The organism is Pseudoalteromonas lipolytica, assembly GCF_003515105.1.
Taxonomy (GTDB): Bacteria; Pseudomonadota; Gammaproteobacteria; order Enterobacterales; family Alteromonadaceae; genus Pseudoalteromonas; species Pseudoalteromonas lipolytica.
In genome coordinates this window covers 944,313-957,013 of the sequence record NZ_CP032090.1, presented here as the reverse complement: position 1 = coordinate 957,013, position 12,701 = coordinate 944,313, and the positions used below count along the sequence as shown (strand labels likewise).

The window sequence follows — 12,701 nt, the reverse complement described above, 5'->3', positions numbered from 1 at the left end:
GCGACCGGTTTAACACTCAAAGCCTATGACCATTACTTGTTACTATTTTTTGCAACAGAAACAAAAAAGCCCCGCAATAGCGAGGCTTTTAAATAATGGTGCCCAGAGGCGGAATCGAACCACCGACACGAGGATTTTCAATCCTCTGCTCTACCGACTGAGCTATCTGGGCATAACAATTTACTAATTGTTTAATAAATGGTGCCGACTATCCGAGTTGAACGGATGACCTACTGATTACAAGTCAGTTGCTCTACCAACTGAGCTAAGTCGGCACACTAAAACTGTGTGCGTTGTGCACTATAATCACTTTAAAAGTAATTATCAAATAATGGTGCCCAGAGGCGGAATCGAACCACCGACACGAGGATTTTCAATCCTCTGCTCTACCGACTGAGCTATCTGGGCTTAAAAACTAGTTAATTAACTAGACTTTTAATAAATGGTGCCGACTATCCGAGTTGAACGGATGACCTACTGATTACAAGTCAGTTGCTCTACCAACTGAGCTAAGTCGGCACACTAAAGCTGTGTGCTGCTGCACTATATTAATGTTATAATCTTTTGATTTAAAACACCAATATTTTTAATAATGGTGCCCAGAGGCGGAATCGAACCACCGACACGAGGATTTTCAATCCTCTGCTCTACCGACTGAGCTATCTGGGCGTGCGGCGTATTAAACGGGTTTTGCCTTCGCAAGTCAACTTTTTTTTTGAGCTTTATAACTGTTTGAACAGTTTTCCATCAAGATTGCTATTTTTAATACTTTTACGGTTATTTAAGCATCAAACTGACGCTTTCTGATAGTTTACTCTAATTGTTATTTGGTTTCCTTAGGTAAAAACGTGGTGAATTTTTCTTCGTTGATGGTAGGATTGTTCTACCATCAAGGAACTGCTTAATTTTGCTGTAAAATTATTGGATAAGACCCATGCCGAGTAAATCGACCTCTACTGTAAAAGGCCTATTACCTCTTTTTATAATAACAAACGTAGTTATCACCCTATTAGCGGTGGTTGCTTACTCCTTTTACCCAACCAGTAACGCGCCGAAGCAAACAGAGCCCCCTCGCTTAACTGCAATAGAAGTTTCAGAGTTATTATCTGCACCACTTATCAGCGCACTCACTATGCCTGGACAAGATAAAGTTAAAGAAGTACTCGATTTAAGCCTATTGCTTAATAAAGATTTTGATTACTACTTATATAGATACGAAATTAATGGCGATGCATCGCTTGTCTACGCTAATAACAAAGAGGCGCTTATCGCTTCAAGTAAAGTGGACCAGCAACTTGCTCAAGGCACAATTATTCATACGGTGCTTGAGCTGAATGATCAACCCGTTGGTGAGCTTATAGTAAAACAACATCCACAGCAGCAACCAATCATAGAATCAGCCGCGCTCTCGTATGCCCTCGCGGGTTTAACGCTTTTAGCTTTAGTTATTTTATCATTTGCCTTGAGTGTATTAATTAATAAACGTTTTATGAAAAACAGCGAATCACTCAGCAACGAATTAATGGTAATAACACAAAATGCCGATTATCAAACGCAGGTGTCAGAAGAGCTCGATTTTGGCTTAGATAAAGTCGCTAAAAATATTAATCAATTACTTAATAAAGTGTTGTCGGTTATTACCGAAAACAAAGCCGCTCAGCAAGACTTAGAAAAACTACAAAGCGGTCTTGAAGCAGAGGTACAAAGCAGAACACTGGCCCTTGAACAAGCCACCTTAAAAGCAGAACAAGCAAACGAAACCAAAACGACCTTTTTAGCAACCATGAGTCATGAAATTCGCACTCCCATGAATGGCGTGATTGGTACAATTGATTTACTGCGTCAAACAGAACTTGATGGAGCGCAACATAGACTAAGCACCATTATTAGAGACTCAGCGTTTTCATTATTGGGAATTTTGGATGATATTCTTGATTTTTCTAAAATCGAGGCGGGTAAACTTAATATAGATAATACGCCATTTTCAGTGTCAGACACCATTGAAGAGGTCGCGCGGGTGTTGTCATCTGTCGCGAGAAAGCGCGATCTTGACCTTGAGCTTGCCATTGCCCCCGACATTCCAACCAACCTGATTGGAGATACTGTTCGCGTACGCCAAGTACTGTACAACCTATGTAGTAACGCCATTAAGTTCACCACCACCGATGATAACCGTAAAGGCTGCGTAAAAATATCAGTAGAAGTGGTGCAAAATACCACCGATCACTACACCTTACGCTTTGGTGTTTCTGATAATGGCAAAGGGATGACACGCGCACAACTTGGCGAAATATTTAATCCCTTTATACAAGCCGAAAGCTCAATTACGCGTGAATACGGTGGAACAGGCCTAGGGTTATCCATTTGTAAAAGCTTAACAGAGCTTATGCTGGGCACTATTTCTGTCACCAGTGACTTGGGTATCGGCAGTGAATTTATTGTAGAACTTCCTTTTAGCACGCAAGGTAAAGTCGATTTTGCACATAAACACGTCATTAAAGATCAGCGCGTTGTGGTTGTTACGAATCATGATGGCCGTAAAAAACTATTAACGCGCTATCTCTCGTTTATGGGGGCCACCGCCGTCATTGCCGACAGCAACGAAAAAATAGAAGCAGAACAAGACAGTAAAGATATTATTTGGGTTCTCGATGGGATCGAAAGCATGGAGGACATTAATTATATATTGCGCCGCCTGCTTTACACGCTAGAAGATAACCACCAACAAGTAATCGTTCTCAGTAAATTAGATGAAGCAGCCGTTAATCATAAAAATATTTTCTATTTAAATGCTGCCCCACTGTGTAAGTCTAACTTTATGATGTCGCTACTTGTTGCTGCGGGCTTACATCAGCCAAAGCAAATTACTTCTGCAAAAACATTTAACAACTACTTAAGCGTTGAACAAGCGCGCGAGGAAAATAAGCTTATTCTGTTAGTGGAAGATAATGTTTTAAACCAGCAAGTGTTAACTGACCAACTTCATTTACTCGGTTACGGGGTCGAGTTGGCAGAAAATGGCCAACAAGGTTTAGAGCTGTGGCGAAAAAATCACTATGCGATTATTCTCACCGACTTACACATGCCAAAAATGTCAGGTTACGACATGGTAAAAAGTATTCGCGAAGAAGCTTCTCAGCTAGAAGACATTAATGCACAACCGTATATAGTAGCAATCACAGCAAATGCGCTTAAAGGTGAAAAAGATCGTTGCTTGAGCATTGGTATGAATGATTACATCACTAAGCCTGTTGAATTAAATGTGCTTGAATCCACCTTATTAAAGTGGTCTAACAAAAGAAATCCACAAAGCACATCGGTTGAAGCCAAAAAATCAGCTATGCCTATCGATATGAACATGCTCGCTAAATATATTAATAACGATGAGGCTAAAAAACTGCGCTTCTTTAAAATGTATTTAGAGCAAAGTAATCAATTGACTAAAAATATTAATGCGGGTGTCATTGAACATGACATCGACAGCATTATTTCGTCGTGCCACCAGCTAAAATCAATTTCGAAAACGATTGGTGCGATGAAAGTCGCCGAGCTTGCCGCTGAATTTGAGCACTTTTGCAAAAACGAAGAGCCAACCAGCGATGAGCTAATTGAGCTGCGTGATGGTTTTGAAATTGAGTACTCTAAGGTAGCGCAGTTTCTCAAAGAGCAAATTAAAAAAGCTGAAACCGAGCAATAAAAAAGGGCCTTTTGGCCCTTTTCTATTATTTTTCAGGTGGACGGTAGCCTTCAATTTCTACGTCTTTACCTTCAAATAAAAACCCTACCATTTGCTCTTCTAAAAAAGCACGGTGCTCTGGGTCCATCATATTTAAATGTTTTTCATTGATCAGCATTGTTTGCTTATGCTGCCATTGGCCCCACGCTTCTTTGCTGATGTTGTTGAAAATCTTTTCACCAAGCTCACCTGGGTATAGTTGGAAGCCTAAGCCTTCAGCTTCTTTTTGTAACTTTTGACAAAATACTGTACGTGCCATAATTGCTCTCTACTCTTATTGCGTGATGCTATTGTAATCTATTGTGCTTAATTGTTTAACCAGCTTTTTAGTGGGTGCAGCCAACCCAACTTCAACCGATTCGTCAAGCGGATACCAAACAAGTTGGTGCTCGTTAATAAAATCAGGAATTGCCGGTAAGGTTAGCACATGTGGGTTAATGGTTAATTCAAAATGCGAGAATACATGGGTAAATGCCTCAAGTGCTTGCGTGTTACCAGTTAAACCATGTTGTGCTAAAAAGTGTTCTAACTCGCTGTACTCGGTAAATTCAAAAAAGCCAAATAAACCTCCCCAAATACCGCTACTTGGCCGCTTTTCCATTAATACTTTATTGTCACAGGCTAAAATAAGTTGATGACACGCTTTTTTAGGCACCGCTTTTTTAGGTTTTGAGTGTGGAAACTCTTTCACTTTACCTTGATTAAATGCCTGACATTTACTCTTTAACGGGCATGGCTGACAATCAAACTTACTGCGAGAGCAAAGACTTGCTCCTAAGTCCATCATGGCTTGGTTAAATTCAGTAACCGACTCTTTGGGGGTTAACTGAGACGATAACGACCAAAGCTGGTTTTCAACTTTTTTAACCCCGTACCAGCCCTCAACCATAAAGAACCGCGCAAGAACCCGCTTAACATTACCATCTAAAATAGGGTGATGTTGACCCAGCGATAACGATAAAATAGCGCCTGCAGTCGAGCGGCCAATGCCAGGTAAATCCATGACTTCTTCGAGGGTTGTAGGAAACTTGCCTTGGTATTTATCACGGACTATTTTTGCTGTTTTATGTAAATTACGGGCACGGGCGTAATAACCAAGCCCAGTCCAGTGATGTAATACCTGATCTTCATCAGCATTAGCGAGCGCGATAATATCAGGGAAGCTTTGCATAAACTTCTCAAAGTATGGGATAACAGTGATCACTTGCGTCTGTTGCAACATCACTTCGGAGATCCATACTTTGTAAGGGGTTTTATTTAACTGCCATGGCAGTGTCTTACGACCATGAAGGTGATACCAGTCAACCACTTGGTTAGCAAACCAAGTTGACTCCTTATTGCTTAAATTCAAAATAACATCTTTACTTGCTGAAGCTCATTGCGGCTCAGTCTATTGCAGTTAGTTAGGCCAAGCAAGTGAAAACCCAGCATCGAGGCGTGTTACCCTTACAGGATTAAATAAGAGTTAATATAAGTGTTAATCCGTCCTTAAATAGAGCAAAAGCGCTTCGCATATTTATTCGCGTATTTATTCGCGTATTTAACAGCGACACAGCGCTTTTGCCAATTATGCCCCCTCTCCACGTCATAAACTCCGCCTTGCCTCAATATCAAATTCACTCCAGCAAAATTAATCTCGAAAGATAAACAGGTCCTAACTATTGTACTCAAGGCGCTGGTCAGGGATAATACGCACCCTTTTTCTATAGTCCGTGTTTTTATCAGGCCAAATTATATGAATGACTCAAGTAACCCTAACCTCGAGCAAGCAAAGCAAGAGGGTAAATATATCCGCACTATTCGTAGTTTCGTTAAGCGCGAAGGTCGCCTAACTAAAGGCCAAGCAGCCGCCATCGAAAAGTGTTGGCCAACAATGGGCCTTGAGCATAAAAACGGCATGCTCGACCTGAAAGACGTCTTTGGTAACGATAACGATATCGTATTAGAAATCGGCTTTGGTATGGGTAAATCACTTGTTGAAATGGCCAAAAATGCCCCTGAGTTAAACTTTATTGGTATCGAAGTACATCGCCCAGGTGTGGGTGCATGTTTAATGGATGCCGATGAAGCGGGTATTACCAATCTACGTGTATTTGAGCACGATGCTATTGAAGTGTTGGCTGACTGTATTGCCGATGAAAGCTTATCTAAGCTGCAACTGTTTTTCCCTGATCCATGGCATAAAAAGCGTCACCACAAGCGTCGTATCGTGCAACCTGAATTTGCACAAAAACTACGTAGCAAGTTGAAAATAGGTGGGGTTTTCCATATGGCAACAGACTGGGAAAATTACGCAGAACACATGCTAGAAGTTATGCAAGTTGCAGAAGGTTACAAAAACCAATCTGAAACAAACGATTATGTTCCTCGCCCTGATTCTCGCCCGTTGACTAAATTTGAGCAACGCGGTCACCGTCTAGGTCACGGTGTATGGGATTTAATGTTTGAACGTACGAAGTAACATAAGGTAAAGCCAGAATGAGTAAGTTAACCAACCCCAGTTTATTATTACTTCGCAACGACGAAGAGTTAGTTGGGCAATCCATTTTAGTGGTTAACTTTGAACAAGATGGCTTTTTACGAGAGCTAAAAGCATTAAACCCAAATGCGGCCATAACTGCATTTAGCTATAACCACGCAAATGCACAGTATGCCAGTAAAATTAATGGCATACGCGCGGTGGTTGATCACACTATTCCTGAAGGGAATTACGACTTAGTTATCTATTACTACCCTAAAGCGAAGCCTGAAGCTTTAATGTGTCTTGATAATATTCGCGCTATTTGTAAAGAAGATGCACAGCTTCTTATTGTTGGTGAAAACAAAGGTGGCGTTAAGTCAGCAGAAAAGCAGCTTAAGGATTTATGTGGTTTTAGTAACAAAATCGATAGCGCCAAACACTGTATTCTATACCTTTTTTCTGAGCTGACATTAAACGATAGTTTTGATATCAGCCGTTACCACAAGCCATTTCAAGTTAAAGCGGGCGATCTTGAATTTACCGCTATCAGTGTACCGGGAGTATTTAACCATGGCGCACTCGATGTAGGGACCGCTGTGTTATTAAATAACGCCCCTAATATCAGTAAAGGTAAAGTACTCGATTTTGCTTGTGGGGCCGGTGTAATTGCCGCCTATCTAGGAATTAAACACCCTGACCTTGTGTTTACTTGCAGTGATGTCAGCGCACTTGCAACCTATGCAACCACACAGACTCTTGCGTTAAACAATTTACAAGGTGACGCAATATTAAGTGATGGTCTTGAAAGTATTGATGGTAAATTTGATTTAATAATCAGTAATCCACCTTTTCATACCGGCATTGCGACCGACTACACAATTGCTGAAGCGTTTTTAGCTAATGCAAAACAACACCTTACTAAACAGGGTAAGCTTACAATCGTCGCGAACAGCTTTTTGAAATACCCTCCTATTCTTGAAGCACAATTTGGTCAATACACAACTGACTTCAAAAATACTAAGTTTTCAGTTTACTCAGCGGCTTAGTTTTCGTTAATTAATATTGGTTGTTGAAATATTTTTCTTATTATTTAGTTACTTTTTGTTGTCTTTGCTAGACTAAGAAGTTACTAATAATACTAAAAAGATTGGCTTTAGACAGCGCATGTCAATATTCTCTGCACAAACAAGTATTCGCAAAGCTTTAACTAACGCAGTAATGTTAGTTACCGCACTCTGTTTGTCGCTATCTATTTCTATTTCGACCTACCTTGATGTAAAAGAGCAAAAATCACTCATCATCGATAAGATTACTATTTTATCTAAAATTGTCGCATACAACGCACAAGTTACCGTGCTATTCGACGATAACGAAACAGAAACTGAGCGCTTAAAATCATTTGAGTCAGTGCCTTTAATAAAAAACATTCATATTTACTCTATTGACGAGCTTTCTAATGAACCGGTTTTTTTCAGTAGCTTTAACGCCAGCAAAACACCGCCCGTTCCAATTAAAGTAGGTAGTATTAATGACTTATTAGTACCTAATGTTAAAGATAAGGTTATTGAGCTTGTTACCCCTATCGTTTACGAGGGGAACACCATTGGCTATGTGTATATTCGCGGTGGTCTAGACCGATTAAATGAATACATTAATCATAAAATTATGATTGATATCCTACTGACGCTGTTCGTATTGGTATTAGTGTTTTTTGTTGCGCGAAGTATTCAAAAGCGTATTGCAAACCCCATTGATGAGCTGAGTGTGTTACTGCAAGACGTTTCTAAAAATCATAATTATGAAACGCGCGCGCAAAAAACCAATATTGATGAAATAAATCAACTCGCGGGCAGCTTAAACATCATGCTTGCGCGCACTCAAAAACAAATTGAGCGCCATGAAAAAGACAAACAAGAGATAAAACAACTCAACCAAAGCCTTGAAGAAAAAGTAAATCAGCGAACCATTGCCCTTCGTGAAGCAAACCAAGAGCTACTCAACACCCTTGAGCGAATGCATCAATATCAAAACCAAATCGTTGAAAACGAAAAAATGGCTTCGTTGGGCCAAATGGTTGCAGGGGTCGCACACGAAGTTAACACCCCAATTGGTCTGGGGATAACCGGGTCGACGCTGTTGCGTGACAAGCTGGCTGAAATCAATACGCTGTTTGAACAAAAAACCTTAACATCGGCACATTTAAAACGCTTTATAGATGATGGCATTGAAAACCTCGACTTAATTTATCGTAACCTCAACCGCGCTGCCGAACTGGTGTCGAGCTTCAAAAAGGTGGCTGTAAACCAAGATGGCGAAATGACTTCTCTGGTTAACTTACATAACCTATTAAGTGATGTTGTGCTCTCAATGCGTTCAGAAATTGAATACCGCAGCCCTAAAGTAAACATTAATTGCAGTCACGACATTAGCATCGAAACAAAGTCAGGGCCGCTGCAACAGATCTTACAACAACTGTTAAGTAACTCCGTGATACACGCTTTTACTGACAATCAAAATAACGAAATAACCTTTGACGTTGAGCGTAATGAGAGCAGCTTAGTCATTCATTATTTCGACAATGGCGTTGGGGTAGACAAATCGATTAAAAAACGAATTTTTGATCCCTTTGTTACCACCAAACGTGGCGAAGGTGGAAGTGGTCTAGGCATGCACCTCGTTTATAATTTAGTTACCCAAGCATTAGGGGGCAGCATTATTTACGATGAGCTAAGTAATGAAGGCGCTCACTTTATTATTACTCTGCCATTGAACGAAGGTGCAGTTTAATGAGAGCGCTCTTTTATCTATTTGTATTAGTGCTTATAACATACCCCGCGCAGGCTAAGTCACCTGACCAAGTAAAATCGGCATTTTTATTTCAAATTGCGAAGTTTGTTGAGTTCACACATGATGACACTGCACGCCCTGTGTCATTTTGTTTTTACAGTTTAAATAGTGGTCCTGGTGCATTTATGAAGGACCGAGATGAACTGCAAATTAACAACAAACCAATTAATGTGATATTAGTTAAAAAAACTCAGCAAATTTCTGAACTTTCTCAACTTTGTGATATCACATACATTGATGAAACATTAGAAAATGATATACTTCCACTTTGGACCGATACAATTTCATTGGATACTTTAACAATAGGTGAAAGTATCAGTTTTTTAGAAAACGGCGGCATAGCCTCTCTGGTTCAAGAAGGGAATAAAATCCGACTGTATATCAATAAGCAGCACGTATTGCAGCAGAACTTTAAAGTGCAATCTCGATTGTTAGCTATGGCTAAGTTTTATCCAAATTGATTTTACTTGTTAACAATTGGATCTACTCCTATAATCTCTAGTATTCGGTTTTGCTTGATAATACCGAATTTTTGTAAATAAAATTTCCGAAAAGGTTAATATACAATGCAAACGCCAGTCATTCTGATCGTAGAGGATGAAGACGTAACTCGACTAAACCTCGTTAGTTTATTTGAAGCTGAAGGTTACAAAGTTATTGAAGCCATTGATGGCGATGATATGCATGACAAGCTTACAAATAATGATGATGTGAACCTTGTAGTTATGTACATCAACCTACCAGGTAAAAACGGGTTAATCTTAGCTCGTGAATTACGTCAAAAACGCAATGTTGGCCTGATTTTCTTAACAGGTCGTGACAACGACGTTGACCGTATTCTAGGTCTTGAAATTGGTGCAGATGATTACATCACTAAGCCGTTCAACCCTCGCGAACTAACGATTCGTGCGCGCAACCTAATCTCTCGTACAGCGTTAGGTGGCGAAGAAGCTAATATCGAAACAAATGGTGTTATTACATTTAACGGTTGGGAACTTGATGAAAACAGCCGTTGTTTAACATCACCAAGTGGCGATGCTAAACGTCTGCCTAAAGGTGAATACCGTGCGTTACGCTTAATGCTTGATTCTCCTGGCCGTATCTTTAGCCGTGAGCAACTTATTAAGCATATGACTGGCCGCGAGCTACGTGCTAACGACCGTACAGTTGATGTAACAATTCGTCGTATTAGAAAACACTTTGAAAGCGATAACAGCACATCTGAGCTTATCAGCACCATCCATGGTGAAGGCTACCGCTTCATTGGTAAAATTGACAACTAATTAGAACTAATCTTCTAACTGTTGTAAAAATAATTGGAGGGCTTCATGCCCTTCATTTATTTTATCTGCTAAAACACTTAACCACTCTTGCAGTTCTTCTGCACTCTCATCAAGCGCACCGTGTTCCATCTTTTTAGCATGTAATTGCACATCGTTTAAACCAACAGAACCTGCAGCACCTTTTAGCTTATGGGCTACCGATTTATATTCTTCTCTGTCGTCTATAGCCAGAGCATCGGCTAATTCTGTTTGATACTGCGGGTTAAGCTTAGCAAATAACGCAGCGCTGCGTTTAAACACCTCTAACCCCATAGAGCCAACAAAATCTTCAATGGTTTCAATGTCGAGTAATTCTACTTTGATACCGGAAAGATCTTTCGGCTTAGCGGCTTTAACAGATGCAGAGTCAGGTACTTTTTGCTGTTTAATATCAAATAGCTCACCCAGCATTTTATCAAGCTTCGTGGTGTTAATTGGTTTTGCTAATGCACCTTGAATACTTATACCTGCGAGCTCCTCTTCGGCGCTTCTTACGTTGGCGGTAAGGGCGACTATCGGTAAGTTATCAAAATGCTCATCATAACGAATTTGCCTTGCTACTTCATCACCATTAATGTCGGGTAATTGCATATCTAATAGCACTAAGTCTAAATCATCCTCGGTGTAAACAAACGACAGCGCATCTTCACCGGTTTCAGCCCAAATAACTTCGTGACCACGCTGCTCTAACAGGTTAGTTGCTATTTCAGCATTTAATGGCACATCTTCAACTAACAAAATGTTTAAGCTGCGAACTGCATAGCTTTGCTCGGTTGGCGCAATACAAAGTTTAAGGGGGATTTCTACCACGAATACACTGCCCTCGCCCTCTGTGCTGCTAACATGTATTTCACCTTTCATGGCACTAACCAACGCTTTAGTTACGGCTAAACCAATTCCCGAGCCAATTGCGTTGGTGCCATTTATATCTGGCGCTTTATAATACATGTCAAAAATACGGTGTAGCTGCTCTTGAGGGATCCCTTGTCCTGTATCACTCACTCGCATTACTAACCAAGGCCCATCAGGGCGATTTTCACGGCGGCATTCGAGTTCTACATGACCTTGCTGGGTAAATTTCACCGCATTATTAATAAGGTTCCAAACAACTTGGCGAAGGCGGGTCGGATCTAAAGACGCATACACATCAAGCGTGCCTTTACGCTTGATATTAAAGTCGAGGCCTTTTTGTTCAGCAATTAAACCCGCAAAGTTCACAACATCATTAATAAAGTCTGCAACATTCACTGAATCGGCTACAATATCAAGTTGCTCACGGTCAATTTTATCTAAATCTATAATATCATTGAAGATATTACCCAGCGTTTCAGCACTTGAGAACACCGTATTACACCAGCTTCGTTGCTGCTTATCGAGCTCAGTATCGAGTAGCATGCGGGTTAAACCAACAATGCCATTAAGTGGGGTTCTTAATTCATGGCTCAGAGTAGCAATGAATTTCCCTTTATCTTTGTAGGCTGCCTCTAGCGCTTGAGCAGCTTCTTTACGGCTGGTGATATCACGACCGAACGCAAGTAAGCCTATGTATTCACCTTTTTCATTAATAAACGGCAATTTACGCATTTCAAACCAACGTTTCTCCCCTGCTACAGGGTATTCAACGTCTAAAGTGAGTGCTTGATGAGTCTGCGACACTTTTTTGTCGGTGCGTAATACTTCAGGTAGATAATCGCTTGGGTAAATTTCTTCGACACTTTTGCCAATCAGGTCTTCGCTACTTTTACCAATCACCTCTTCAAACATTTTATTACACCCAGCGAACACACCATTGTTATCACGGTAGTAGAATAAATCGGGTGAGGAGTCGACAATAGAGCGAAGTAACATGCCCTGTTGTGCTAACTCTTGTTGTGTTTTCTTACGCTCGGCAATTTCTCGTCTTAACTCTTCAATTGCTCGGTGCTTGGCATGAAACGCCATTTTACGTTCGTCAATTTCTTCATTAAGGCGACTAATATTGTCTTTTAACGTTTGGTTTAAGAGCTTTTCTTGTTTGGTTGCACTGTCTAAGTAACTGTATGACGCTTCTAACTGACGAATAGAATTTAACAATACAGAAATTAAAATTGGCGATACGACAGCCGTAAAAAACATTACAGCCAATACATCAACTAAGGTTACGGTTCCAACTGCCACGTAGTAAAACATACACGACAATATTAAAGACATAACCAATAACAGGGCATAGCAAGCTGCGGCGGTTTTGAATTCACCGTATTTTGATATAAAGCTTGAGAGTGTGCGAGCCCACGGACTCAAAGAAGAATCAATCATAGATAAAGCTTAGGCACATAATCTAAAAAAAACAGCATAG

9 protein-coding genes and 5 tRNA genes are annotated in these 12,701 nt (G+C 40.4%); 6 read left to right on the top strand and 8 right to left on the bottom strand.

The features are described from left to right. Nucleotides 1-96 precede the first annotated feature (96 nt). The 5 genes from D0907_RS04405 to D0907_RS04385 all read right to left on the bottom strand — a co-directional run bounded on the left by D0907_RS04405 (nt 97) and on the right by D0907_RS04385 (nt 669). Nucleotides 97-172, bottom strand: a tRNA-Phe gene (locus tag D0907_RS04405). A 27-nt stretch (nt 173-199) separates the two neighbouring features. Next, nucleotides 200-275: transfer RNA gene (locus D0907_RS04400), tRNA-Thr, on the bottom strand. Between the two features lie 57 nt (nt 276-332). After that, nucleotides 333-408, bottom strand: a tRNA-Phe gene (locus tag D0907_RS04395). 35 nt (nt 409-443) lie between these two features. Beyond that, nucleotides 444-519, bottom strand: a tRNA-Thr gene (locus tag D0907_RS04390). Nucleotides 520-593: 74 nt separating this feature from the next. Beyond that, a tRNA-Phe gene (locus D0907_RS04385) sits at nt 594-669 on the bottom strand. Nucleotides 670-934: 265 nt separating this feature from the next. On the opposite strand from D0907_RS04385, the gene D0907_RS04380 reads away from it, so the two are divergent. Continuing rightward, a complete protein-coding gene (locus tag D0907_RS04380; protein ID WP_075593842.1) occupies nt 935-3,697 on the top strand; it encodes an ATP-binding protein in 2,763 nt (920 codons plus the stop codon). Nucleotides 3,698-3,722: 25 nt separating this feature from the next. Here the strand turns inward: D0907_RS04380 and D0907_RS04375 are convergent, their stop codons facing one another. Together D0907_RS04375 and mutY are read right to left on the bottom strand one after the other, a co-directional pair. Then, nucleotides 3,723-3,995, bottom strand: a complete 273-nt coding sequence (locus D0907_RS04375; RefSeq protein ID WP_036970432.1) for an oxidative damage protection protein — start codon at nt 3,993-3,995, stop codon at nt 3,723-3,725. 15 nt (nt 3,996-4,010) lie between these two features. After that, entirely contained in the window at nt 4,011-5,087 is a 1,077-nt protein-coding gene (gene mutY / locus D0907_RS04370) for an A/G-specific adenine glycosylase (RefSeq protein WP_371915640.1), read from the bottom strand. A 384-nt stretch (nt 5,088-5,471) separates the two neighbouring features. On the opposite strand from mutY, the gene trmB reads away from it, so the two are divergent. From trmB to arcA, 5 genes are all read left to right on the top strand, one after another. Beyond that, nucleotides 5,472-6,197, top strand: coding sequence for a tRNA (guanosine(46)-N7)-methyltransferase TrmB (gene trmB / locus D0907_RS04365; protein WP_074989461.1), 726 nt, complete (start codon nt 5,472-5,474; stop codon nt 6,195-6,197). Between the two features lie 17 nt (nt 6,198-6,214). Further along, the gene (locus D0907_RS04360) at nt 6,215-7,243 is read left to right on the top strand and encodes a methyltransferase (RefSeq protein WP_065978407.1); all 1,029 of its coding nucleotides are present in this window, start codon (nt 6,215-6,217) and stop codon (nt 7,241-7,243) included. Between the two features lie 118 nt (nt 7,244-7,361). Beyond that, a complete protein-coding gene (locus D0907_RS04355) occupies nt 7,362-8,984 on the top strand; it encodes an ATP-binding protein (RefSeq protein WP_036970444.1) in 1,623 nt (540 codons plus the stop codon). Continuing rightward, entirely contained in the window at nt 8,984-9,505 is a 522-nt protein-coding gene (locus D0907_RS04350) for a YfiR family protein (protein ID WP_036970447.1), read from the top strand. The genes D0907_RS04355 and D0907_RS04350 overlap by 1 nt, the downstream gene beginning before the upstream one ends. 105 nt (nt 9,506-9,610) lie before the next feature. After that, nucleotides 9,611-10,327, top strand: coding sequence for a two-component system response regulator ArcA (gene arcA, locus D0907_RS04345; protein ID WP_118844074.1), 717 nt, complete (start codon nt 9,611-9,613; stop codon nt 10,325-10,327). A gap of 6 nt (nt 10,328-10,333) precedes the next feature. On the opposite strand, the gene arcB is transcribed toward arcA, so the two are convergent. Further along, nucleotides 10,334-12,661, bottom strand: coding sequence for an aerobic respiration two-component sensor histidine kinase ArcB (gene arcB, locus D0907_RS04340; RefSeq protein ID WP_075593841.1), 2,328 nt, complete (start codon nt 12,659-12,661; stop codon nt 10,334-10,336). Between the last annotated feature and the right edge of the window lie 40 nt (nt 12,662-12,701).